This window comes from Paracidovorax anthurii, assembly GCF_003269065.1.
Lineage (GTDB): Bacteria > Pseudomonadota > Gammaproteobacteria > Burkholderiales > Burkholderiaceae_C > Paracidovorax > Paracidovorax anthurii.
The window spans coordinates 54,819-77,815 of the sequence record NZ_QLTA01000016.1; the positions used below are offsets into that span (position 1 = coordinate 54,819).

Below are 22,997 nucleotides of genomic sequence, written 5' to 3' on the forward strand. Positions count from 1 at the left end.
TTTTCCTATCGTTCCTTGCCGAACAGGCCGGCGGGGCGGATCAGCAGCACGATCACCATGATGACGAACACCACGGTGGACGAGGCCTCGGGATAGAACACCTTCGTGAAGCCCTCGACGATGCCCAGCCCCAGCCCCGTGAGGATGGAGCCCATGATGGAGCCCATGCCGCCGATCACCACCACCGCGAACACCACGATGATGAGGTTCTGCCCCATGAGCGGCGTGACCTGGTACACGGGCGCGGCCAGCACGCCCGCGAAGGCCGCGAGCGCCGCGCCGAAGGCATAGGTGAGCGTGATCATCACCGGCACGTTGATGCCGAAGGCCTCCACCAGCCGCGGGTTCTCGGTGCCCGCGCGCAGGTAGGCGCCGAGCTTGGTCTTCTCGATGACGTACCAGGTGCTCACGCACACCACGATGGAGGCCACCACCACCCAGGCGCGGTAGTTGGGCAGGATCATGAAGCCCAGGTTGGTCGCGCCCTCCAGCAGCTCGGGCGTGTCGTAGCCCAGCCCCGAGACGCCGTAGATGGAGCGGAACACCCCCTCGATGAGCAGCGTGAGCCCGAGCGTGAGCAGCAGGCCGTAGAGGTGGTCGAGCTTGTAGATCCAGCGCAGCAGCAGCCGCTCGATGGCCACGCCGAAGAGCCCGACCACGAGCGGCGCCGCGACGAGCATCACCCAGTAGTTGATGCCGAAGTACGAGCCCGCCATCCACGTCAGCAGCGCCCCCAGCATGAACAGCGCGCCATGCGCGAAGTTGATGACGTTGAGCAGGCCGAAGATCACCGCCAGCCCCAGGCTGAGGATGGCGTAGAACGAGCCGTTGACCAGCCCCAGCAGGAGCTGGCTCAGCAGGGCCGGCAGGGAGACACCGAAGAGTTCCATGGGGAGGCGGCGTGGATGTCGGGGTGGGGAAGGCTCAGGCGGCCCGGATCACTTCCAGAGCGCGCACTTGCTCTCGGCCTTGGTGGCGAACACCTGGTCGCCTGGCAGCTTCTTCACGAGCTTGTAGTAGTCCCACGCGCCCTTCGATTCGGAGGGGGCCTTGACCTGCATGAGGTACATGTCGTGCACGTAGCGGCCATCGGCGCGCAGCGTGCCGCTGCTGAAGAAATCGTCCATCTTCATGCCGCGCCAGGTCTCCATCACCTTGTCGGCGTCGGTGGTCTTGGCGGCCTCCACGGCCTTGAGGTAGTTCATGGTGGCGGAGTAGTCGGCGGCCTGGATCTCGGTGGGGCGGCGCTTGGTCTTTTCCATGAAGCGGTCGGCGAACTTGCGCGTTTCGTCGTTCAGGTCCCAGTACCAGCTCGTGGTGAACTGCAGGCCCTCGGTGGTCTTCAGGCCCAGGCTGTGGATGTCGCTGAAGAAGATGAGCAGGCCGGCGAGCTTCATGTTCTTGCCGATGTCGAACTCCTTGGCGGCCTTGATGGCGTTGATCGTGTCGCCGCCCGCGTTCGCGAGGCCCAGGATCTGCGCCTTGGAGTTCTGCGCCTGCAGCAGGAACGAGGAGAAGTCCGACGCATTGAGCGGATGACGCACCGCGCCCACCACCGTGCCGCCCTTGGCCTTGACCACCGCGCTGGTGTCGGCCTCCAGCGCATGGCCGAAGGCATAGTCGGCCGTCAGGAAAAACCAGCTCTTGCCGCCGCCGTCCACCACCGCCGCGCCCGTGCCCTTGGCCAGCGCCACGGTGTCGTAGGCATAGTGCACCGTGTAGGGGCTGCACTGCTCGTTGGTCAGGGCCGAGGTCGCCGCGCCGTTGTTGATGAACACGCGCTTCTTCTCCTGCGCCACCTTGGCCATGGCCAGTGCCGTGCCCGAGTTGGTGCCGCCGAACACCATCGTCAGGCCCTGGGTGTCGATCCATTCGCGCGCCTTCGAGGCCGCGATGTCGGCCTTGTTCTGGTGGTCGGCCGTCAGCAGCTCGATGGGCATGCCCAGCACCTTGCCGCCGAAATCGTCGATCGCCATCTGGATCGCCACCGCGCCGTTCTTGCCCTCCACGTCGGCATAGAGGCTCGACATGTCGGTGACGAAGCCGATCTTCACCTTGCCGTCCTGCGCCTGCGCGGCCGCCGAGGCGCAGAGCCCCGCCGTGCCCAGAACGAGCGCCAGCGCCTTGAATGCATGTGCCATGGTCTTGTCTCCTGTGTGTTGTTGTCGGTCCATCGCGCGGCCGCGCGGCTCAGCGCGCGCTCACTTCCAGAGCGCGCATTTGCTCTCGGTCTTGGTCGTCCACACCTGGTCCGCAGGCAACTTGGCGACGACCTTGTAATAGTCCCACGGCTCCTTGGACTCCGCGGGGGCCTTCACCTGCATGAGGTACATGTCGTGCGCGAAACGGCCGTCCGGGCGGATGCTGCCCTTGGCGTAGAAGTCGTCGATGGGCGTGGACTTGAGCTTTTCCATCACCTTGTCGGCATCGGTGCTCTTGGCGGCCTCCACGGCCTTGAGGTAGTTCATGGTGGCCGAGTAGTCGGCCGCCTGGATGTCGGTGGGCATGCGCTTGGTCTTGGCGAAGAACTTGCGGCCGAAGGCGCGCGTCTTGTCGTCGAGGTTCCAGTCCCAGCTCGTGGTGAGCAGCAGGCCTTCGGTGTTCTTCAGGCCCAGGCTGTGGATGTCGGTCAGGAACACCAGCAGGCCGGCCATCTTCATGCTCTTGTTGATGCCGAACTCGCGCGCCGCCTTGATGGCGTTGATGGTGTCGCCGCCCGCGTTCGCGAGGCCCAGGATCTGCGCCTTGGAGTTCTGCGCCTGCAGCAGGAACGAGGAGAAATCGGACGCGTTGAGCGGGTGCTTCACGCTGCCCAGCACCCGACCGCCCTTTTCCTTCACCACCTTGGCCGTGTCGGCCTCCAGCGCCGCGCCGAAGGCGTAGTCGGCCGTGAGGAAGAACCAGTCCTTGCCGCCCTGCTGCACCACGGCGCCGCCCGTGCCCTTGGCCAGCGCCACGGTGTCGTAGGCGTAGTGCACCGTGTAGGGGCTGCACTGCTCGTTGGTGAGCGCCGAGGTGCCCGCGCCGTTCACGATGAAGACGCGCTTCTTCTCCTGCGCCACCTTCGCCATCGCGAGGCCCGTGCCCGAATTGGTGCCGCCGAAGAGCATCGTCAGCCCCTGCGTGTCGATCCACTCGCGCGCCTTCGAGGCCGCGATGTCGGCCTTGTTCTGGTGGTCGGCCGTGACCAGCTCGATGGGCATGCCCAGCACCTTGCCGCCGAAGTCGTCGATCGCCATCTGGATCGCCACCGCGCCGTTCTTGCCCTCCACGTCGGCGTACAGGCTCGACATGTCGGTGATGAAGCCGATCTTCACCTTGCCGTCCTGCGCCTGCACGGCCGCCGATGCGCAGAGCCCAGCCACGCCGAGGGCGAGCGCGAGGGTCTTCAGGGTTGCCATCCGTTGCTTCATGTCGTCGTCTCCTGGGCTGAGGGTCGGGGGGATAAACAGGGCAGGCGCATGGCCGGCCGCGGGCGGAGGCCCGGCAGGCGGCTCATACGCCCAGCAGCTCGTTGAGCACGGGCATCTTGGCATCGAGCTCCGCGGCGCCGAAGCGCTCCACGATGCGCCCGTGCTCCATCACGTAGAAGCGGTCGGCCAGCGGCGCGGCGAAGCGGAAGTTCTGCTCCACCATCACCACCGTGTAGCCCTTCTGGCGCAGCGTGGCGATCATGCGCGCGAGGGCCTGCACGATGACGGGCGCAAGCCCTTCCGAAATCTCGTCGAGCAGCAGCAGTTGCGCGCCCGTGCGCAGGATGCGCGCCACGGCCAGCATCTGCTGCTCGCCGCCCGACAGGCGCGTGCCCTGGCTGTGGCGGCGCTCCGCGAGGTTGGGGAACATCGCGTAGATCTCCTCCACCGGCATGCCGGCGCGACCGGTCTTGAGCACGGGCGGCAGCAGCAGGTTCTCCTCGCACGAGAGGCTGGAGAAGATGCCGCGCTCCTCGGGGCAGTAGCCCACGCCCAGGTGCGCGATGCGGTGCGTGGGCATCTGGATGGTTTCCTGCCCGTCGATCTTCACCGAGCCCTTGCGCGCGCCGGTCAGGCCCATCACCGCGCGCAGCGTGGAGGTGCGCCCCGCGCCGTTGCGGCCCAGCAGCGTCACCACCTCGCCGGGCTGCACGACCATGTCCACGCCGTGCAGCACGTGCGATTCGCCGTACCAGGCCTCCAGGCCGCGGATCTCCAGAGCGGGTGCGGCCATCAGTGTGCTCCCTGCAACTGGCCGTCCGTGGTGCCCATGTAGGCCTCCATGACCTGGGGGTTGCGCGACACCTCCTCGTAGGCGCCCTCGGCCAGCACCGCGCCGCGCTGCAGCACCGTGATGCGGTCGGCGATGGTGGCGATCACCTTCATGTTGTGCTCCACCATGAGGATGGTGCGCCCCGCCGACACCTTCCGGATGAGCTGCGTGACCCGGTCCACGTCCTCGTGGCCCATGCCCTGCGTGGGCTCGTCGAGCAGCATCAGCTCGGGCTCCATCGCAAGGGTGGTGGCGATCTCCAGCGCGCGCTTGCGGCCGTAGGGCAGGTTCACCGTGACCTCGTCCGCCAGGGCCTCCAGCCCCACCTCGGCCAGCAGTTCGCGTGCGCGCCCGTCGAGCTGGCGCAGCGTGCGCTCGCTGCGCCAGAAGTGGAACGAGGTGCCCAGCCGCCGCTGCAGGCCCAGGCGCACGTTCTCCAGCAGCGTGAGGTGCGGGAACACCGCCGAGATCTGGAACGAGCGGATCACGCCGCGCCGGGCGATCTGCGCGGGCGCCTCGCGGGTGATGTCGGCGCCGTTGAACGTGATCGTGCCCGACGTGGGCTCCAGGAACTTCGTGAGCAGGTTGAAGCAGGTGGTCTTGCCCGCGCCGTTCGGGCCGATCAGCGCATGGATCGAGCCCCTGCGCACCGACAGATTCACATCGCTCACGGCGGTGAAGCCCTTGAATTCCTTGGTGAGGTGGCGGGTCTCGAGAATGGCGTCGTCGCTCATGGGGCAGGCTGCCGCTCCGTGGTGGGCCCGGCAGGCTGGCCGGTCGCCCCGGGAAGGGCCGGCCCGCGCCTGGGGCATGTACGTGTTCGCAGTGCATCGTATGCCCCCCGCCCGCGCTGCAGGAACTGGGACAAATGCCTACATATAAACGCCTATCCGGTCACCGCCCCTGGATGCCGCGCGGTGGCCCCGGCGGCTCCACGGGGGAAATTTCAAGCCGAAACGCCGCCATGTCGCCGCGAAATCTACTGACTTTGCTACATAAACCATAGCACATTGCAGCGGGCATGGAGCATTCCGACCGCCACCGCGCGCGGCGGCGCTCCTACACTGGCCGGATGCCCGCGCCCCTGCCCGCCCCCACGCCCTCATCCCCTCCCGGAACCGCCCCCTCCATGCCGCCCCGCGCCCTCGCCGGGCTGCTGCCCTTCCTGCGGCCCTATGCCGGGCGCATCGGCATCGCCCTGCTCCTGCTGGTGCTCGCGGCCCTGGCCACGCTCGCCTTTCCGGTAGCGCTGCGCGGCCTCATCGATGGCGGGCTCGCCACCGGCGACCGGGGCACGCAGGCCCTGGCGCTGCGCGGGCATTTCGGCCTGATGTTCCTCGTGGCCGTGGCGCTGGGTATTTTCTCTGCGGCCCGTTTCTACATGGTGACATGGCTGGGCGAGCGCGTAACGGCCGATCTGCGCAATGCCGTGTACGACCACGTGCTGCGCCAGAGCCCCGGATTCTTCGAGACCACGCAGACCGGCGAAGTGCTCTCGCGGCTGACCACCGACACCACGCTGGTGCAGACCGTCGTGGGCTCCTCGCTCTCCATGGGGCTGCGCAACGCGGTCATGGGCCTGGGGGCGCTCGGCATGCTGGTATGGAGCCACCCGCGCCTGATGTCGGTGGTGCTGCTGGGCATCGCCGTCGTGGTCGTGCCGACGGCGTGGATCGGGCGGCGCGTGCGCCGGCTCTCGCGCGACAGCCAGGACCGCGTGGCCGACGCCAGCGCGGTGGCCGCCGAGGTGCTGAACGCCGTGCCCGTCGTCCAGAGCCATGCGGCCGAGCAGCGCGAGAGCGACCGCTTCCAGGCCGCCACCGGGCACGCCTTCGCGGCGGCCGTGCGGCGCAGCCGGGCGCGCGCGACCCTCGTCGCCTTCATCATCATCGCCAACGCGGCGCTGCTGCTGTGGGGCCTGTACCGGGGCACTCAGGCCGTGCTGGCGGGGGACATGTCGGCGGGGCAGCTCGGGGAAACCGTCATCTACGTCATGCTGCTCGCCGGCGCGGTGGCCGTGCTGGGCGAGGTCTATGGCGACCTGCTGCGCGCGGCTGGGGCCACCGAACGGCTCATGGAACTGCTGGCGGCCCGCTCGCCCATCCAGGCGCCGCCCCGCCCCGTGCCGCTGCCCCATGGCGGCGCGGGGCTGCGGGTGGATTTCGAGCAGGTGCGCTTCCACTACCCCTCGCGCCCAGGCGAGGCCGCGCTGCGCGACCTCGACCTGCGCATCGCGGCCGGAGAGACCGTCGCGCTCGTGGGTGCCAGCGGAGCCGGCAAGACCACCGTCTTCCAGCTCCTGCAGCGGTTCTACGACGTCGATGCGCCGGCCGGCCCGGGCGATGGGGGCGGCGGGCGCATCCTGCTCAACGGGGTGGACTTGCGCGACATGGCGCCGCAGGACCTGCGCACGCACATCGCGGTCGTGCCCCAGGACGCGGTGATCTTCTCCACCTCGGCGCTGGAGAACATCCGCTATGGCCGGCCCGGCGCCAGCGACGCGGAGGTGCAGGCCGCCGCGCGCGCGGCCTTCGCGCACGATTTCATCAGCGCGTTGCCCGGGGGCTATGGCACCTTCCTGGGCGAGCGCGGCGTTCGGCTGTCCGGCGGCCAGCGCCAGCGCATCGCCATCGCGCGCGCACTGCTCAAGGATGCGCCCCTGCTGCTGCTCGACGAGGCCACCAGCGCGCTGGACGCCGAAAGCGAGCGCATGGTGCAGGCCGCGCTCGACGCCGCCCTGCGCACGCACGGCACGCCGCGCACCACGCTGGTGATCGCCCACCGGCTGGCCACCGTCCAGAACGCCGACCGCATCATCGTCCTGGAACACGGCCGCGCCGTGGAGCAGGGTCGGCACGCGGAACTGCTGCACCGGAACGGGCCCTACGCGCGGCTGGCGGCGCTGCAGTTCACGCCCTGACCTCCCACACGGCTGGCTGCTGGGCGGCGACGGCATCGGGGCGCGTCACGAAGCCGCTGGCAGGCCTCTGCCGGCGCGGGCCCCGGCCGAAGCGGCGCCATCAGCGCGCCGATGGCGGGCGGGCCTGCCGCGGCCCGGCGCTCACTGCAGGGTTTCCTTCGCGGCGGCCGGCAGGGGCAACGGCAGCACGGCAATCCCCTCCTCCAGCAGTTGCCGGGTTTCATGGGGGCTGGACTGCCCGCGTATGGGGCGGTCCTCCGCCTCGCCGTGGTGGATGCGCCGGGCCTCCCGGGCGAATCCCTGGCCCACGTCCTCGGTGTTCGCCATCACGTGCCGCGCCATGCGCAGCCACGCGGCCTGCAGGGCCTTCGCAGACGGGTCGTACACCGCCGTGTCCGCCTCCGCCCCGCCCGGTGCCGCCGGGGGCGCCTTCGGCGGATCGGCAGGGCTGGCGCCGCCGGAGCGCAGATTGAGGCGCGGAGCGCTCAGCCCCTTGCGGATCGCGGTGCTGCCGCACATCGGGCACTCCACGAGCCCGCGCGCCAGCTGGCCCTGGAAATCCTCTTCGGAAGCGAACCAGCCCTCGAAGGCATGGTCTTGCGCGCAATGGAGATCGAGCACCTTCATGGATGACACCAGCGCCTCAGGCAGCGAAGCAGAAACGCCTTCAGCCCTTGCGGCGCAGCAGATAGCGATAAACGAAGCCCGGGAACGCCAGCGTGGCGAACAGGGCCGCCGTGACGGCGTAGAACTCCCAGCCCTGGGGCGCCACCTGCCCCGCGCGCTTCTCCAACAGCAAGCCCAGCGCGCCCACCAGGAAATACAGCAGCACCAGCTCGCCCAGGCGGGCCGCCAGCGGCTTGGCGGGAACGGCACGGGGCCCCACCACCAGCCAGCGCTGATTGCAGAAAGGCAGATTGGCGGCCACCAGGGCCGCCACGATCACCCACCAGACAGATGCGGAAAGCGACACGGCGAAGGTCCGAAGTAACGGGAAACACACGGGGCACAGCCGGCAGGAACCGCAAGGCCCTTACCGCCCTGCCATGCGCTGGGCATGGCGTGGCGGGAACGGGAGGGTGCACTCATGCGGATGCAACTGGCACTGCACCACCCGTCAGAAGGCCGCGGAGCAGGCCAGGCCAGCGGACGCCGCGCAAGGGCCGCCCCGCCGCGCTGGCGTCGTCCCCCTTCCCGGCGATAGCCGAGAGAAGGGGGAAGGCGCGAAGCGCCACAGGGGGCTGTTGCTTCACTTCAAGTGGCCAGAGCACGCACCACGGCGTCGGCGCACAGGGCCATGAGCCCGCCGGGCACGATGCCCAGGATCAGCACCAGCGCGCCGTTCACCGTCAGCACCATGCGCACGTCCAGCGGTGCGGACACGCTGGTGGCCGTGAGCGGCTCGTCGAAATACATCACCTTCACGACGCGCAGGTAATAGAAGGCGCCGATCAGCGACATCATCACGGCGAAGACCGCCAGCCCGATGTACAGGCCCTGCCCCGAAGCGACGAGGGCCTGCAGCACGGCCAACTTGGCATAGAAGCCGACCATCGGCGGAATGCCGGCCAGCGAGAACAGGCAGACCGCCATCACGCCGGCGTAGAGCGGGCTGCGCTGGTTGAGCCCGGCGAGATCGGAAATCTCCTCGCTCTCGAACCCTTCGCGCGCCAGCAGCAGGATGATGCCGAAGCTCGCCAGCGTGGTCAGCACATAGGTCAGCACGTAGAACATGGCCGAGCTGTAGGCGTTCTCCACCGCATTGGTGTCCACGTTGCCGTTGACCACGCCCGAGAGCAGGCCCAGCAGCACGAAGCCCATCTGCGCGATCGTGGAATACGCCAGCATGCGCTTGAGGTTGGTCTGGGCGATGGCCGCGAGGTTGCCCACCAGCAGCGAGCCGATGGCCAGCACCGCGAGCATCTGCTGCCAGTCGATGGCGAGCGGCAGCAGGCCGTCCACCAGCAGGCGGATGGTGATCGCGAAGGCCGCCAGCTTGGGCGCGCCGCCGATCACCAGCGTGACCGCGGTGGGCGCACCCTGGTACACGTCGGGAATCCACATGTGGAACGGCACCACGCCGAGCTTGAACGCCAGGCCGGCCACCACGAACACGAGGCCGAAGACCAGCACCTGGTGGCGGATCTGGCCGGCGTTCACGGCCTTGAAGACCTGGCCGATGTCGAGCGAACCCGTGGCGCCGTAGAGCATGGACAGGCCGTAGAGCAGGAAGCCGCTGGCCATCGCGCCCAGCACGAAATACTTCATCGCCGCTTCCGTGGACACCGTGTGGTCGCGGCGCAGCGCCACCAGCGCGTAGCTGGAGAGCGTGAGCAGTTCGAGGCCCAGGTAGATCACCAGGAAGTTGTTGCCCGAGATCATCACGAAGATGCCCAGCAGCGCGAACATCGACAGCGTGAACAGCTCGCCGCCGCGCAGCATGTCGCGGTCGGCGGCGTAGGGACGGCCATAGACCAGCGTGACCATCATGGCCACGGTGGCGAAGCACTTGAGCCAGTTGCCCATGGCGTCGCTCACCACCATGTTGCCGAAGCCGTAGAACGTGTTGCCGCTGCTCGCGTACATGGCCTGCAGGGCGGCCACCACGGCCAGCGTGAGCATGGTCAGCACGTAGGTGCCGGTGCGCCGGGCGCTCGTCACGCCCAGGTCCACGAGCGCGATCACGCACGCCATGACCAGGAGCACGATCTCCGGGTACACCGCCAGCCAGCTGATGTTGTCAATCATCTCGGGTCTCTCGTTGTCAGTCGGTTCAGTGGAGCTTGGTCAGCGCCACGTGCTTGAGCAGTTCGGCCACCGACACGTCCATCACGTCGGTGAAGGGGCGCGGATAGAGGCCCATGACGAGCACGGCCACGGCCAGCAGGGCCAGTACCAGGAACTCGCGGCTGCCGATGTCGGTCAGCTCCTTAACGTTGTCGTTCGCCACGGGGCCCAGGTACACGCGCTTGTACATCCACAGCGTGTAGGCCGCGCCGAAGATCAGCGCCGTGGCCGCAGCCAGGCCGATCCAGAAGTTGGCCTTCACGGCGCCCAGGATCACCATCCACTCGCCCACGAAGCCGGCGGTGCCCGGCAGACCGCAGTTGGCCATCGCGAACAGCAGCGCGAACGCCGCGAACTTGGGCATGGTGTTGACCACGCCGCCGTAGGCCGCGATCTCGCGGGAATGCACGCGGTCGTACAGCACGCCGATCGAGAGGAACATCGCGCCCGACACGAAGCCGTGGGCGATCATCTGCACCAGCGCGCCGGAGACGCCCAGGTCATTGAAGATGAAGAAACCCAGCGTGACGAAGCCCATGTGCGCCACGGACGAATACGCCACCAGCTTCTTCATGTCCTTCTGCACCATGGCGACCAGCCCGACGTAGATCACGGCCACGAGCGAGAGGGCGATCATCAGCCACGCCCATTCGCGCGCTGCGTCGGGGGCGATGGGCATGGCGAAGCGCAGGAAGCCATAGGCGCCCAGCTTCAGCATGATCGCGGCCAGCACGGCGGAGCCGCCCGTTGGCGCCTCCACGTGCACGTCCGGCAGCCAGGTGTGCACCGGCCACATCGGCACCTTCACGGCGAAGGCCGCGAAGAAGGCGAAGAACAGCAGCGTCTGCGCGCGCGCGGACAGCGGAAGCTGGTGCCACGTGGCGATGTCGAAGCTGCCGCCCGACTGGTTGTAGAGATACACCAGCGCGATCAGCATCAGCAGCGAGCCGAGCAGCGTGTACAGGAAGAACTTGAACGCCGCGTAGATCTTGTTCGGGCCGCCCCAGATGCCGATGATGAGGTACATCGGGATCAGCGTGGCCTCGAAGAACACGTAAAACAGCAGGCCGTCGAGCGCGCTGAACACGCCGATCATCAGGCCCGACAGGATCAGGAACGCGCCCATGTACTGGTTCACGCGCTCGGTGATCGACTCCCACGACGCGATCACCACGATCACCGTGATGAAGGCCGTGAGCGGCACGAACCAGAACGAAATACCGTCCACGCCCAGGTGGTAGTGCACGTTGAAACGCTCGATCCAGAGCAGCTTCTCGACGAACTGCGCGGCGGCGGTGCCGTTGTCGAAGCCGCTGTAGAGCGGCAGGGTGACCGCGAAGGCGATCAGCGCGCCAACCAGCGCGATCCAGCGCACGGCGCGCGCCTGCTCGTCGCGCCCGAAAGCCAGCAACAGGGCGCCGAAGGCGATCGGCGTCCAGATGGCGAGACTCAACAAATGCATTTTTCTTGTTCCCCTACTTGTTGAGCCACACGAAGTACGTCATGAGCGCGAACACTCCCAGGATCATGACCAGCGCGTAGTGGTAGATATAGCCCGACTGCACCCAGCGGATGACACCGGAGAACCAGCCCACGAGCTTCCAGGAGCCGTTGACCACCGCGCCGTCGATCACGGCCTGGTCGCCGGCCTTCCAGAGGCCGGTGCCCAGCGCACGGGCACCGCGCGCCAGGATGTTCTCGTTGATCCAGTCGAGGTAGTACTTGTTTTCGAGCAGGCGGTAGATCGGGCCGCAGGCGCGCTTGATCGCGGCCGGCAGGGCAGGATTCACCATGTACATGTAGTAGGACACCGCCACGCCGGCCAGGGCCAGCCAGAAGGGCGCCGTCTGCAGGCCATGAGCCGCCATGGCCAGCGGACCGTGGAATATCTCGGCCAGCTCGGCCATCGCGGGGTGCTTGGCGGCATCCACGAAGATCACGTTCTTGAAGAAGTCGCCGAACAGCATCGGCTGGATCGCCATGAAGCCGATCACCACCGAGGGAATCGCCAGCAGCACCAGCGGCACCGTCACCACCCACGGCGACTCGTGCGGCTTGGCATCGTGCCCGTGGCCATGGTGATCGTCGTGTGCATGGTGGTCGTCGTGGTGCGCATCGGGGTTCTGGTCGTAGCGCTCCTTGCCATGGAAGACCAGGAAATACATGCGGAACGAATAGAACGCGGTGATGAACACACCCGCCAGCACGGCGAAGTAGGCAAAGCCCGCGGCCGGAAGCGTGCTCTCGTGCACGGCCTCGATGATGCTGTCCTTGGAATAGAAGCCCGAGAACAGCGGCGTGCCGATCAGCGCGAGCGAGCCCAGCAGCGACGTGATCCAGGTGATGGGCATGTACTTGCGCACGCCGCCCATCCAGCGGATGTCCTGGTTGTGGTGCATGCCCATGATGACCGAGCCCGCGCCAAGGAACAGCAGCGCCTTGAAGAACGCGTGCGTCATCAGGTGGAACACGGCCACCGAATAGGCGGAAGCGCCCAGCGCCACCGTCATGTAGCCCAGCTGCGACAGCGTGGAATAGGCCACCACGCGCTTGATGTCGTTCTGGATGATGCCCAGGAAGCCCATGAAGAGCGCCGTGATCGCGCCGATCACCAGGATGAAGTTCAGCGCCGTGTCGGACAGCTCGAACAGCGGCGACATGCGCGACACCATGAAGATGCCGGCCGTCACCATGGTGGCCGCGTGGATCAGCGCGGAGATGGGGGTCGGGCCTTCCATCGAATCGGGCAGCCAGACGTGCAGCGGAAACTGCGCGCTCTTGCCCATCGCGCCGATGAACAGGCAGATGCAGATCACGGTGATCAGCATCCAGCTGGTGCCGGGGAACTGCAGGGCGCCGAGCTCGCCGGCCTTGCCGAAGATCTCGCCGTAGTTCAGCGAGCCGGTGTAGGCGGCGATGAGGCCGATGCCCAGGATGAAGCCGAAGTCGCCCACACGGTTGACCAGGAACGCCTTCATGTTGGCGAAGATCGCCGTGGGCTTGTTGAACCAGAAGCCGATCAGCAGGTACGACACGAGGCCCACCGCCTCCCAGCCGAAGAAGAGCTGCAGCAGGTTGTTGCTCATGACCAGCATGAGCATCGAGAAGGTGAACAGCGAGATGTACGAGAAGAAACGGTTGTAGCCCTCGTCCTCTTCCATGTAGCCGATGGTGTAGATATGCACCATCAGCGACACGAAGGTCACCACGCACATCATCATGGCGGTGAGCGTGTCCACGAGGAAGCCCACCTCCATCTTGAGGCCGCCCACCACCATCCAGGTGTAGAGGGTTTCATTGAAGCGGGCGCCATCCAGCGCCACGCTCTTGAACGTCATGGCCGACAGCACGAAGGCGACCAGCACGCCCAGGATGGTCAGCGTATGGCTCGCGCGGCGTCCGATCCGGTTGCCACCGAAGGTGGTGCCGAGAATGCCGGCCAGCGCGGAGCCCACCAGCGGCGCCAGCGGCACTGCGAGGAGCGTCGAAGCAGAAAGGGTTTGACTCATTCTTGAGAACCTTGCAAGTACCGGCGGCTCAACCCTTGAGGGCGTTGAGATCTTCCGCGTTGATGCTGGTCTTGTTGCGGAACAGCAGCACCAGGATCGCCAGGCCGATGGCGGATTCGGCCGCGGCCACCGTCAGGATGAAGAACACGAACACCTGTCCGTGCATGTCACCCAGATAGTGCGAGAAGGCGACGAAGTTCATGTTCACGGCCAGGAGCATCAGCTCGATGGCCATGAGCAGGACGATGAGGTTCTTGCGGTTCAGGAAGATGCCGATCACCGACAGCGCGAACAGCATCGCGCCCAGCGACAGGAAATGGCCCAGGGTCAGTGTCATGCCTTCTTCTCCTCGGCGGGCGCGGAGGCCGCCTCCTCCACGGGCTTGCGCGTTGCGGCGACCTTCACCAGCGCCACGCGGTCGGCAGCGCGCACACGGACCTGGTCCGCCACGCTCACGACCTTGGTGTCCTTGCGCTGGCGCAGCGTGAGCGCGATCGCGGCGATCATGGCCACCAGCAGGATCACCGCAGCGATCTCCACGGGGTACAGGTATTCGGTGTAGAGCAGCTTGCCCAGCGCCTTGGTGTTCGAATACGGAACGACCTGGCCCGCGGCGTCCACCATGGCCGCTACGGCCTTGGGTTCATCCATGCCGCGGAAACCGCCCATCAGCACAGCGGCCATCTCCAGCGCGATGAGGGCGCCGATGAAAGCGGCCAGCGGGAAATGCCGCCAGAAACCCTGCCGCACCGTATCGATGTGGATGTCCAGCATCATCACGACGAACAGGAACAGCACCATCACCGCTCCCAGGTACACCAGCACCAGGGCGATCGCGAGGAATTCCGCCTTCAGCAGCAGCCACACGGCGGCGGCTTGCGAGAAGGCCAGGATCAGATGGAGTACCGCATGCACGGGATTGCGCGCGGTGATGACCCGGAAGGCCGCATACAGCAGCACGACCGAGAACAGATAGAAGAAACCAGTCTTGGCGTCCATGAATCGGTTCTTGTAGGGGTTGGTTCAGGAGCCGCCTTCAGCGGTACTTGGCATCGGCCGCCTTGGCCGCGGCGATCTCGGTCTCGTAGCGGTCGCCGACCGCCAGCAGCATGTCCTTGGTGAAGTACAGGTCGCCGCGCTTCTCGCCGTGGTATTCCAGGATGTGGGTCTCGACGATGGAATCGACCGGGCAGCTTTCCTCGCAGAAGCCGCAGAAGATGCACTTCGTGAGATCGATGTCATAGCGCGTGGTGCGGCGCGATCCATCGGCGCGCACGTCCGACTCGATGGTGATGGCCATCGCCGGGCACACGGCCTCGCACAGCTTGCAGGCGATGCAGCGCTCTTCGCCGTTCTCGTAGCGGCGCAGCGCGTGCAGGCCGCGAAAGCGCGGCGAGAGGGGAGTCTTCTCCTCGGGGAACTGCAACGTCACCTTGCGGCTGAACGTGTAGCGTCCGGTCAGGGCCATGCCCTTGACCAGTTCCACGAGCATGAAGCTCTTGAAAAAGTCCTTGAAGGAAAAAGATGAAGTAGCAGCAACAGCAGCCATGATGTCGTGTCCCGCTTATTTCCAGATGTTCCAGGGCGACAGCAGCCATCCGCCCACGATCAGCAGCCACACCAGCGTGACCGGAATGAAGATCTTCCAGCCCAGGCGCATGATCTGGTCGTACCGGAAGCGCGGGAAGGTCGCGCGGATCCAGATGAACATGGACACCACCAGGAAGGTCTTGAGGCCCAGCCAGATCCAGCCCGGGATGAAGTCCAGCGCGGCCACCGGCGAGAGCCAGCCCCCGAGGAACATGATCACGGCCAGGATCGACACCAGCCACATGCTGGCGTATTCGGCCAGGAAGAAGATCGCGAAGCCCATGCCCGAGTACTCGACCATGTGGCCCGCCACGATCTCGGCCTCGCCTTCCACCACGTCGAAGGGGTGGCGGTTGGTTTCGGCCACGCCGGAAATCAGATAGACGACGAAGATCGGCAGCAGGGGCAGCCAGTTCCACGAGAGGAACGACAGGCCGGCATTCGCCATGACGCCATGCCCCTGGCCCAGCACGATCTGCGTGAGATTCATGCTGCCCGAGACCATGATGACCACGAGGAAGCAGAAGCCCATCGCGATTTCGTAGCTCACCATCTGGGCCGATGCGCGCAGCGCGCCCAGGAAAGCGTACTTCGAGTTCGATGCCCAGCCGGCGATGATCACGCCGTACACCTCGATCGAGGTGATCGCCATGATCAGCAGCAGGCCCGCATTCACGTTGGCCAGGGCCACGTCCGGACCGAAGGGGATCGCCACCCACGCCGCCAGCGCCGGCATGATGGCCATCACCGGACCCAGGATGAACAGGCCCTTGCTCGCTGCGGTGGGCTGGATGATTTCCTTGGTCAGCAGCTTCAGGCCGTCGGCCAGCGGCTGCAGCAACCCGAACGGGCCCACGCGGTTGGGGCCCTGGCGGACCTGCATGAAGCCCAGCAGCTTGCGCTCCCAGAGCGTGAGATAGGCCACCGCGCCCATGAGCGGCGCCAGGATGGCCACGATCTTGATCAGGTTCCAGAGCACGGGCCATGCCACGGCGGTCCACCATGGCTGGGCGACGAGATTGAGCCCGCCGTTGTAGAGCGCGTCGATCATGCTGCCACTCCTTCCACAGCCACCGGCGCGGTCTGGCGCGCATCGACGGTCAGTTGCAGGGAGGGCGCGCGGCGCACGAGGCCGTCGAGTTGATAGATGGCGGCCACCACAGGCTCCGCGGCGGTTGCGGCGGGCACGGCTGCGGCCGTCTGCGTCGCGTTGCCGAGGCGATCGGCCGGCAGGTGCGACGGCAGTTCGCTGCCGGCAGCGATGCCGACGGCGTGCACCAGCACCTCCTGCGAGGTCTCGAAGCCGATGCCCTGGACCCCCAGCAGATTGCCCAGGACGCGCAGCACCTTCCATGCGGGGCGTGCATCGCCCAGGGGCTTGACCACGGCATGGAAGCCCTGCAGGCGGCCTTCGGCATTCACGAAGCTGCCGGAGGTCTCGGTGAACGGGGCGATGGGCAACAGCACGTCGCTGAATTCCAGGTTGGTCTTGAACGGGCTCAGCGTGACGACCATCTCCGCCTGCGCGAGCGCGGCGGCGGCCTGGGTGCCGGCGGCGGAATCGTGCACGGGCTCGGTGTTGAGCAGCAGCGCGGCCTTCAGGCCACCGGCCAGCATGCGGCCTGCATCGAGGCCGCCCTGGCGGGGCTGAGAGCCCACGAACTGTGCGCCGACCGTGTTGGCGGCCTCGGTGAGGTAACCCACCACGGCGCCGGTTTGCGCGCCGATCCACTGGGCCAGGGCCAACAGCGACGAAGCCTGTGCATGGTGCGCGGCAGCGTTGCCGAGCAGCACGGCGCGGCCTTCGCCGGAGGCCAGCGAACGGGCGATGGCAACCGCAGCATCGGTGACATGGCCAGAAGCCACGGGCGCGGCGACGCCACGCTCCTGCGCCACGGCGGCAGCGATGTCGGCCAGCGCAGCGGCCCATTCGCCGGCGGGCGCCACGATGGACTGCGCCATCGGCATGGCCCAGTCGTAGGCGGCGGCATTCAACGCGCTCACGGCGCAACCCTTGCGGGCCGCCTGCCGGATGCGCTGGGCGAACAGCGGGTGGTCCTTGCGCAGGTTGGAGCCCACGACGAGCACGGATTGCAGCGAGGACAGCGCCGCGATGGGCATGCCCAGCCAGCGGATGCCCTCGGGCGCAGCGAACTCGGCGTTGCGCAGGCGGTAGTCGATGTTGTCGCTGCCCAGGCCGCGCACCAGCAGGCTGGCCAGGTGCAGCTCTTCCAGCGTGCTGTGGGGGCTGACCAGGGCACCGATGGCCTGCGCGCCATGGTCGGACTTGACGCCCTGCAGACCGTTGGCCACGTATTCCAGGGCCGTCTGCCAATCGACTTCCTTCCACTCGCCGCCCTGCTTGAGCATGGGCCGCGTGAGGCGGTCGGGGCCGTTCAGGGATTCGTAGGAGAAGCGGTCGCGGTCGGCGATCCAGCACTCGTTCACGTCTTCGTTCTCGAACGGAACGACGCGCATGACCTTGTGGTTCTTGACCTGCACGATGAGGTTCGCGCCCGTCGAATCGTGGGGGCTGACCGACTTGCGGCGCGACAGCTCCCAGGTGCGGGCGCTGTAGCGGAAGGGCTTGCTCGTGAGCGCCCCCACGGGGCAGATGTCGATCATGTTGCCCGACAGCTCGGAATCCACGGTGTCGCCGAGCACCGTGGTGATCTCGGAATGCTCGCCACGGTGGATCATGCCCAGCTCCATCACGCCGGCCACTTCCTGGCCGAAGCGCACGCAGCGGGTGCAGTGGATGCAGCGGCTCATCTCTTCCATGGAGATCAGCGGGCCGACGTCCTTGTGGAACACCACGCGCTTCTCTTCCTCGTAGCGCGAGGAGGAGCCGCCGTAGCCCACGGCCAGATCCTGCAGCTGGCACTCGCCGCCCTGGTCGCAGATGGGGCAATCCAGCGGGTGGTTGATGAGCAGGAACTCCATGACCGACTGCTGGGCCTTGATCGCCTTGTCGCTCTTGGTGCGCACGATCATGCCCTGGGTCACGGGCGTGGCGCAGGCCGGCATCGGCTTGGGCGCCTTCTCCACGTCCACCAGGCACATGCGGCAGTTGGCGGCGATGGAGAGCTTCTTGTGATAGCAGAAATGGGGGATATACGTGCCGGCCTTCTCGGCTGCATGCATCACCATGCAGCCTTCGGCGACTTCCACCTTCTGCCCGTCGAGTTCGATTTCAACCATATGCGTTTCTCGCGATCAGGCGGAGGCCGATGCCTGCGGGGTCGTCTTGCTGCGGATCAGCGCTTCGAATTCCGGGCGGAAGTGCTTGATCATCGCGCGCACGGGCATGGCCGCTGCATCGCCCAGGGCGCAGATGGTGCGGCCCTGGATGTTGTCCGCCACCGAATTGAGCAGATCGAGATCGCCCTCGCGGCCCTGGCCGTGCTGGATACGATCGATCACGCGCCACATCCAGCCCGTGCCTTCGCGGCAGGGCGTGCACTGGCCGCAGGACTCGTGCGAGTAGAAATACGAAAGGCGCAAGAGACTCTCGACCATGCTGCGCGAGTCGTCCATCACGATCACCGCGCCGGAACCCAGCATGGAGCCGGCCTTGGCGATGGAGTCGTAGTCCATCGTGCATTCCATGATGACGGACGCCGGCAGCACGGGGGCCGACGAGCCACCGGGAATCACGGCCTTGAGCTGGCGGCCCTTGCGCACGCCACCGGCCAGCTCCAGCAGCTTGGCGAACGGCGTGCCAAGTGGCACTTCGTAGTTGCCGGGTTTCTCCACGTCGCCGGACACCGAGAAGATCTTGGTGCCGCCGTTGTTCGGCTTGCCGCAGGCCAGATAGGCCGCGCCGCCGTTGCGGATGATCCAGGGCACCGCCGCGAAGGTCTCGGTGTTGTTGATCGTCGTGGGCTTGCCGTAGAGGCCGAAGCTCGCCGGGAACGGCGGCTTGAAGCGCGGCTGACCCTTCTTGCCTTCCAGGGACTCCAGCAGGGCCGTTTCCTCACCGCAGATGTAGGCGCCGAAGCCATGGGCCGCATGCAGCTGGAAGCTGAAGCCGCTGCCCATGATCTTCTGGCCCAGGTATCCCGCGGCACGCGCCTCTTCCAGCGCGGCTTCGAAGCGATCGTAGGTCTGGAAGATCTCGCCGTGGATGTAGTTGTAGCCCACCGAGATGCCCATCGCGAAGGCCGCGATGATCATGCCCTCGATGACGATGTGCGGATTGAACTGCAGGATGTCGCGGTCCTTGCACGTGCCCGGCTCGCCCTCGTCGGAGTTGCAGACGAGGTACTTCTGGCCCGGGAAGGAGCGGGGCATGAAGCTCCACTTCAGGCCCGTGGGGAAGCCCGCGCCGCCGCGGCCGCGCAGGCCGGATTCCTTGACCGTGGCGATGACCTGATCCTGCGTCATCGGCTCGCCGCCGTCGGCGCCGAGGAGGATCTTGCGCAGGGCCTGGTAGCCGCCGCGCGCCTCGTAGTCCTTGATGCTCCAGTTGGTGCCGTCCAGGCCGGCATAGATCTGGGGCTCGATGTGGCGATCGTGGAAGCAGGTCTGGACGCCCGTGGCCTGGAACTGCGAAAGAATCTGCGCTGCCGTGGTCATGCCTGTCCTTCCACGCGCACCGCAGGGGCGCCTTCGGCCTGACGGAGACCGTCCACGAGCTGGTCGAGCTTCTCGTTGTCCATGAAACTGCACATCGTGCGGTCGTTGACGAGCATCACCGGCGAATCGGCGCAGGCGCCGAGGCACTCGCACTGCTGGAGGGTGAACAGGCCATCGGCCGTGGTCTCGCCCATGGCGATGCCCAGTTTCTTCTCGAGATGGTGCAGCGCCTTCTGCCCGTCGCGCAGCTGGCAGGGCAGATTGGTGCAGACGTTGAGCTTGTACTTGCCCACCGGCTGCTGGTTGTACATGTTGTAGAACGTCGTGACTTCGTGCACGGCGATCTGCGGCATGCCCAGGACTTCGGCGATCACCGCTTCGCTTTCCGCGCTCACCCAGCCCTGCTCCTGCTGGACGATGGACAGGCAGGCCATCACGGCGGACTGTTTCTGCTCGGGCGGATATTTCGCCACTTCGCGCGCGAAGCGCGCCCGCGTCGCCTCGGTCACCGGCGATGCGCCGGCAGGGTTCTTCGCTTCGGTACTCATCGGTCAATCTCCCCGAACACGATGTCCATCGTGCCAATGATGGCCACGGCGTCGGCAATCATGTGGCCGCGCGCCATTTCGTCGAGCGTGGCGAGATGCGCGAACCCCGGGGCACGGATCTTGAGCCGGTACGGCTTGTTGGCGCCGTCGCTCACCAGGTAAATGCCGAACTCGCCCTTGGGGTGTTCCACGGCGGCGTAGGCCTCGCCCTCGGGCACGCGGAAACCTTCGGTGAAGAGCTTGAAATGGTGGATCAGCTCTTCCATGTTGGACTTCATCGACTCGCGCGAAGGCGGCGCCACCTTGTGGTTGTCGGTGATGACGGGGCCAGGGTTGGCCTTCAGCCAGTCCACGCACTGCTGGATGATGCGGTTGGATTGGCGCATCTCTTCCACGCGCACCAGATAGCGGTCGTAGCAGTCGCCGGTCTTGCCCACGGGAATGTCGAAGTCCAGGCGATCGTAGGCGTCGTAGGGCTGCGTTTTGCGCAGATCCCACGCGATGCCCGACCCGCGGAGCATCGGCCCCGTCATGCCAAGGTTGAGGGCGCGCTCGGGCGTCACGATGCCAATATCGACCGTGCGCTGCTTCCAGATGCGGTTGTCCGTGAGCAGGGTTTCGTATTCATCCACGCACTTGGGGAAGCGCCGGGTGAAATCCTCGATGAAATCGAGCAGCGAGCCCTGGCGGTTCTGGTTGAGACTCTCGATGGCCTTCGCGTTGCGAATCTTGTTCGCCTTGTACTGCGGCATGGCATCGGGCAGATCCCGATAAACGCCGCCCGGACGAAAGTAGGCCGCATGCATGCGAGCGCCGGACACGGCCTCGTACATGTCGAACAGATCCTCACGCTCGCGGAAGGTGTACATCAGGATGGTGGAGCTGCCGCAGTCGTTGCCGTGCGAGCCCAGCCACATCAGATGGTTCAGCAGGCGCGTGATCTCGGAGAACATCACGCGGATGTATTGCGCACGCAGCGGAACGTCGATGCCCAGCATCTTCTCGATGGCCATGCAATAGGCGTGCTCGTTGCACATCATCGAGACGTAGTCCAGCCGGTCCATGTAGGGCAGCGACTGGATGAAGGTCTTGTGCTCGGCCAGCTTTTCGGTGGCGCGGTGCAGCAGCCCGATGTGCGGGTCGGCGCGCTGCACCACCTCGCCATCGAGCTCCAGCACGAGGCGCAGCACGCCGTGCGCTGCAGGGTGCTGCGGGCCAAAGTTGAGGGAATAGTTCTTGATTTCAGCCATCGTGGATCACCAGCGAAACGCGGGGCGCTTCAGTGCAGGCCTCCGTACTTTTCTTCGCGGATGATGCGCGGCGTGATCTCGCGCGGCTCGATGGTCACCGGCTCGTACACCACGCGCCGCTGCTCGGCGTCGTAGCGCATCTCCACATGACCCGACAGCGGGAAGTCCTTGCGGAAAGGATGCCCGATGAAGCCGTAGTCGGTCAGGATGCGGCGCAGGTCCGGATGCCCGTCGAACACGATGCCGAAGAGGTCGAACGCCTCGCGCTCGTACCAGCTCGCGGAGTTCCAGATCTCGGAGACGGAAGCCACGACCGGAAAATCATCATCGGGGCAGAACACCTTCACGCGAACGCGCTGATTGAGGCTCACGGACAAAAGATGCGACACCACGGCATAGCGGGGCCCGTCCACGCCCACGTCCCCATAGGCGGAATAATCCACGCCGCAGAGGTCCAGGAGCTGCTCGAAGCGGCAGGCGGGCGCATCGCGCAATTGCTGCATCGCGGAGAGGTAGTCCGCGGCACCCACCGTGACCGTGACCTCGCCGAGCGCGAGCCGGACATCACGCACCTTGTCGCCGAGCGCGGCAACGACCGCATCCCTCAGCACCTCGGGCCGAATAGCAATGGCTGTCATCCTGAACCCTTTCAGACGCGGGCGATGGTGTTGGTGCGACGGATCTTCTGCTGGAGCTGAATGATTCCGTAGATGAGCGCCTCCGCGGTCGGGGGGCACCCCGGCACGTACACGTCCACCGGGACCACGCGGTCGCAGCCGCGCACGACCGAATAGCTGTAGTGGTAGTAGCCACCGCCATTGGCGCACGAGCCCATGGACAGAACCCAGCGGGGCTCCGACATCTGGTCATACACCTTGCGCAGAGCCGGCGCCATCTTGTTGCACAGCGTGCCCGCGACGATCATGAGGTCGGACTGGCGGGGGCTGGCGCGGAACACCTCGGCGCCGAAGCGGCTGATGTCGTAGCGGGCCGCAGCGGCATGCATCATTTCCACGGCGCAGCAAGCCAGACCGAAGGTCATGGGCCAGAGCGAACCGGTCTTGGCCCAGTTCACCACGGAGTCATAGCTCGTGGTGATAAAGCCTTCCTTCATCACGCCTTCAATCATCGTGTCGTTCCTTATGAAGCCCGGTCATTCCCAATCCAGGGCACCCTTTTTCCACTCGTAGGCGAAACCCACGACAAGGATGGCCAGGAAGACGATGACGGCAACGAAACCGGTCACACCCACCTCGTGCAGCGTGACCGCCCACGGAAACAGGAATGCGATTTCCAGATCGAAAAGAATGAAGAGGATGGCGACGAGGTAGTAGCGCACGTCGAACTTCATGCGCGCATCCTCGAAAGCCTCGAAACCGCACTCGTAGGGAGAGTTCTTCGCGGCATCCGGGCGATTGGGGCCCAGAACATAACCGAGGACCAGGGGTACCACCCCCACTCCGATGCCTACCAGGATGAACAGAAGAACGGGGAGGTATTGATCGAGGTTCATCTGGAGGAGTACCCACCGCTGGTGGCCGCGCCCCGCATTCCGTGGATGGAGGAATGC

General features: G+C 66.3%; 22 protein-coding genes. 1 reads left to right on the plus strand and 21 read right to left on the minus strand.

All coding sequences use genetic code 11. The features are described from left to right. Positions 1-5: 5 nt before the first annotated feature. The 5 genes from AX018_RS10220 to AX018_RS10240 form a co-directional block, all read right to left on the minus strand. Positions 6-890, minus strand: a complete 885-nt coding sequence (locus AX018_RS10220) for a branched-chain amino acid ABC transporter permease (protein WP_111877182.1) — start codon at positions 888-890, stop codon at positions 6-8. 48 nt (positions 891-938) lie between these two features. Next, a complete protein-coding gene (locus AX018_RS10225) occupies positions 939-2,141 on the minus strand; it encodes an ABC transporter substrate-binding protein (protein WP_111877183.1) in 1,203 nt (400 codons plus the stop codon). 60 nt (positions 2,142-2,201) lie between these two features. Continuing rightward, entirely contained in the window at positions 2,202-3,413 is a 1,212-nt protein-coding gene (locus tag AX018_RS10230) for an ABC transporter substrate-binding protein (protein ID WP_211322410.1), read from the minus strand. A gap of 82 nt (positions 3,414-3,495) precedes the next feature. Further along, on the minus strand, positions 3,496-4,206 hold the full coding sequence (locus AX018_RS10235; RefSeq protein ID WP_111877184.1) for an ABC transporter ATP-binding protein: 711 nt from the start codon (positions 4,204-4,206) through the stop codon (positions 3,496-3,498). Then, positions 4,206-4,979 carry an ABC transporter ATP-binding protein gene (locus AX018_RS10240; RefSeq protein WP_111877185.1) on the minus strand — a complete coding sequence of 258 codons (774 nt, stop codon included), beginning with the start codon at positions 4,977-4,979 and terminating at the stop codon, positions 4,206-4,208. The genes AX018_RS10235 and AX018_RS10240 overlap by 1 nt, the downstream gene beginning before the upstream one ends. A 395-nt stretch (positions 4,980-5,374) precedes the next feature. Here AX018_RS10240 and AX018_RS10245 point away from each other — a divergent pair, with 395 nt between their 5' ends. Beyond that, positions 5,375-7,165, plus strand: a complete 1,791-nt coding sequence (locus AX018_RS10245; RefSeq protein ID WP_245951504.1) for an ABC transporter transmembrane domain-containing protein — start codon at positions 5,375-5,377, stop codon at positions 7,163-7,165. A gap of 141 nt (positions 7,166-7,306) precedes the next feature. Here the strand turns inward: AX018_RS10245 and AX018_RS10250 are convergent, their stop codons facing one another. From AX018_RS10250 to AX018_RS10325, 16 genes are all read right to left on the minus strand, one after another. Continuing rightward, positions 7,307-7,792, minus strand: coding sequence for a DUF1178 family protein (locus AX018_RS10250; RefSeq protein WP_111877186.1), 486 nt, complete (start codon positions 7,790-7,792; stop codon positions 7,307-7,309). Positions 7,793-7,832: 40 nt separating this feature from the next. Further along, a complete protein-coding gene (locus tag AX018_RS10255) occupies positions 7,833-8,138 on the minus strand; it encodes a DUF2818 family protein (RefSeq protein ID WP_111877187.1) in 306 nt (101 codons plus the stop codon). Positions 8,139-8,419: 281 nt separating this feature from the next. Then, positions 8,420-9,913: an NADH-quinone oxidoreductase subunit NuoN gene (nuoN, locus tag AX018_RS10260; RefSeq protein WP_111877188.1), complete on the minus strand. Its 1,494-nt coding sequence runs from the start codon at positions 9,911-9,913 to the stop codon at positions 8,420-8,422. Positions 9,914-9,938: 25 nt separating this feature from the next. Then, positions 9,939-11,414, minus strand: coding sequence for an NADH-quinone oxidoreductase subunit M (locus tag AX018_RS10265; protein ID WP_111877189.1), 1,476 nt, complete (start codon positions 11,412-11,414; stop codon positions 9,939-9,941). Positions 11,415-11,427: 13 nt separating this feature from the next. Further along, positions 11,428-13,461: an NADH-quinone oxidoreductase subunit L gene (gene nuoL, locus AX018_RS10270; protein WP_111877190.1), complete on the minus strand. Its 2,034-nt coding sequence runs from the start codon at positions 13,459-13,461 to the stop codon at positions 11,428-11,430. A 28-nt stretch (positions 13,462-13,489) separates the two neighbouring features. Then, positions 13,490-13,798: an NADH-quinone oxidoreductase subunit NuoK gene (gene nuoK, locus AX018_RS10275; RefSeq protein WP_111877191.1), complete on the minus strand. Its 309-nt coding sequence runs from the start codon at positions 13,796-13,798 to the stop codon at positions 13,490-13,492. Further along, the gene (locus AX018_RS10280; RefSeq protein ID WP_111877192.1) at positions 13,795-14,460 is read right to left on the minus strand and encodes an NADH-quinone oxidoreductase subunit J; all 666 of its coding nucleotides are present in this window, start codon (positions 14,458-14,460) and stop codon (positions 13,795-13,797) included. The genes nuoK and AX018_RS10280 overlap by 4 nt, the downstream gene beginning before the upstream one ends. A gap of 37 nt (positions 14,461-14,497) precedes the next feature. Beyond that, entirely contained in the window at positions 14,498-15,010 is a 513-nt protein-coding gene (nuoI, locus tag AX018_RS10285) for an NADH-quinone oxidoreductase subunit NuoI (protein ID WP_111877193.1), read from the minus strand. A gap of 15 nt (positions 15,011-15,025) precedes the next feature. Continuing rightward, positions 15,026-16,102: an NADH-quinone oxidoreductase subunit NuoH gene (gene nuoH, locus AX018_RS10290; RefSeq protein ID WP_111877194.1), complete on the minus strand. Its 1,077-nt coding sequence runs from the start codon at positions 16,100-16,102 to the stop codon at positions 15,026-15,028. Beyond that, complete coding sequence (gene nuoG, locus AX018_RS10295; protein WP_111877195.1) at positions 16,099-18,252, minus strand: NADH-quinone oxidoreductase subunit NuoG; 2,154 nt, start codon at positions 18,250-18,252, stop codon at positions 16,099-16,101. Before nuoG ends, nuoH begins: the two co-directional genes overlap by 4 nt. A 15-nt stretch (positions 18,253-18,267) precedes the next feature. Continuing rightward, complete coding sequence (nuoF, locus tag AX018_RS10300) at positions 18,268-19,629, minus strand: NADH-quinone oxidoreductase subunit NuoF (protein ID WP_111877196.1); 1,362 nt, start codon at positions 19,627-19,629, stop codon at positions 18,268-18,270. Beyond that, a complete protein-coding gene (nuoE, locus tag AX018_RS10305) occupies positions 19,626-20,177 on the minus strand; it encodes an NADH-quinone oxidoreductase subunit NuoE (RefSeq protein WP_111877197.1) in 552 nt (183 codons plus the stop codon). Before nuoE ends, nuoF begins: the two co-directional genes overlap by 4 nt. Continuing rightward, the gene (locus AX018_RS10310) at positions 20,174-21,427 is read right to left on the minus strand and encodes an NADH-quinone oxidoreductase subunit D (protein WP_111877198.1); all 1,254 of its coding nucleotides are present in this window, start codon (positions 21,425-21,427) and stop codon (positions 20,174-20,176) included. The genes nuoE and AX018_RS10310 overlap by 4 nt, the downstream gene beginning before the upstream one ends. A gap of 29 nt (positions 21,428-21,456) precedes the next feature. Then, a complete protein-coding gene (locus AX018_RS10315) occupies positions 21,457-22,065 on the minus strand; it encodes an NADH-quinone oxidoreductase subunit C (RefSeq protein ID WP_111877199.1) in 609 nt (202 codons plus the stop codon). Between the two features lie 11 nt (positions 22,066-22,076). Beyond that, entirely contained in the window at positions 22,077-22,556 is a 480-nt protein-coding gene (locus AX018_RS10320; protein ID WP_111877200.1) for a NuoB/complex I 20 kDa subunit family protein, read from the minus strand. A 24-nt stretch (positions 22,557-22,580) separates the two neighbouring features. Then, on the minus strand, positions 22,581-22,940 hold the full coding sequence (locus AX018_RS10325; RefSeq protein WP_013593734.1) for an NADH-quinone oxidoreductase subunit A: 360 nt from the start codon (positions 22,938-22,940) through the stop codon (positions 22,581-22,583). Between the last annotated feature and the right edge of the window lie 57 nt (positions 22,941-22,997).

Bases quoted from the DNA above. Each gene is read 5' to 3' on its own strand.
- nuoF (WP_111877196.1), bottom strand. From the start codon at position 19,629: ATGACCACGGCAGCGCAGATTCTTTCGCAGTTCCAGGCCACGGGCGTC.
- AX018_RS10235 (WP_111877184.1), bottom strand. From the start codon at position 4,206: ATGGCCGCACCCGCTCTGGAGATCCGCGGCCTGGAGGCCTGGTACGGC.
- AX018_RS10315 (WP_111877199.1), bottom strand. From the start codon at position 22,065: ATGACAGCCATTGCTATTCGGCCCGAGGTGCTGAGGGATGCGGTCGTT.
- AX018_RS10220 (WP_111877182.1), bottom strand. From the start codon at position 890: ATGGAACTCTTCGGTGTCTCCCTGCCGGCCCTGCTGAGCCAGCTCCTG.
- nuoN (WP_111877188.1), bottom strand. From the start codon at position 9,913: ATGATTGACAACATCAGCTGGCTGGCGGTGTACCCGGAGATCGTGCTC.
- nuoH (WP_111877194.1), bottom strand. From the start codon at position 16,102: ATGATCGACGCGCTCTACAACGGCGGGCTCAATCTCGTCGCCCAGCCA.
- nuoK (WP_111877191.1), bottom strand. From the start codon at position 13,798: ATGACACTGACCCTGGGCCATTTCCTGTCGCTGGGCGCGATGCTGTTC.
- nuoG (WP_111877195.1), bottom strand. From the start codon at position 18,252: ATGGTTGAAATCGAACTCGACGGGCAGAAGGTGGAAGTCGCCGAAGGC.
- AX018_RS10320 (WP_111877200.1), bottom strand. From the start codon at position 22,556: ATGATTGAAGGCGTGATGAAGGAAGGCTTTATCACCACGAGCTATGAC.
- AX018_RS10280 (WP_111877192.1), bottom strand. From the start codon at position 14,460: ATGGACGCCAAGACTGGTTTCTTCTATCTGTTCTCGGTCGTGCTGCTG.
- nuoL (WP_111877190.1), bottom strand. From the start codon at position 13,461: ATGAGTCAAACCCTTTCTGCTTCGACGCTCCTCGCAGTGCCGCTGGCG.
- AX018_RS10225 (WP_111877183.1), bottom strand. From the start codon at position 2,141: ATGGCACATGCATTCAAGGCGCTGGCGCTCGTTCTGGGCACGGCGGGG.
- AX018_RS10245 (WP_245951504.1), top strand. From the start codon at position 5,375: ATGCCGCCCCGCGCCCTCGCCGGGCTGCTGCCCTTCCTGCGGCCCTAT.
- AX018_RS10265 (WP_111877189.1), bottom strand. From the start codon at position 11,414: ATGCATTTGTTGAGTCTCGCCATCTGGACGCCGATCGCCTTCGGCGCC.
- AX018_RS10310 (WP_111877198.1), bottom strand. From the start codon at position 21,427: ATGGCTGAAATCAAGAACTATTCCCTCAACTTTGGCCCGCAGCACCCT.
- AX018_RS10240 (WP_111877185.1), bottom strand. From the start codon at position 4,979: ATGAGCGACGACGCCATTCTCGAGACCCGCCACCTCACCAAGGAATTC.
- nuoI (WP_111877193.1), bottom strand. From the start codon at position 15,010: ATGGCTGCTGTTGCTGCTACTTCATCTTTTTCCTTCAAGGACTTTTTC.
- AX018_RS10250 (WP_111877186.1), bottom strand. From the start codon at position 7,792: ATGAAGGTGCTCGATCTCCATTGCGCGCAAGACCATGCCTTCGAGGGC.
- AX018_RS10325 (WP_013593734.1), bottom strand. From the start codon at position 22,940: ATGAACCTCGATCAATACCTCCCCGTTCTTCTGTTCATCCTGGTAGGC.
- nuoE (WP_111877197.1), bottom strand. From the start codon at position 20,177: ATGAGTACCGAAGCGAAGAACCCTGCCGGCGCATCGCCGGTGACCGAG.
- AX018_RS10230 (WP_211322410.1), bottom strand. From the start codon at position 3,413: ATGAAGCAACGGATGGCAACCCTGAAGACCCTCGCGCTCGCCCTCGGC.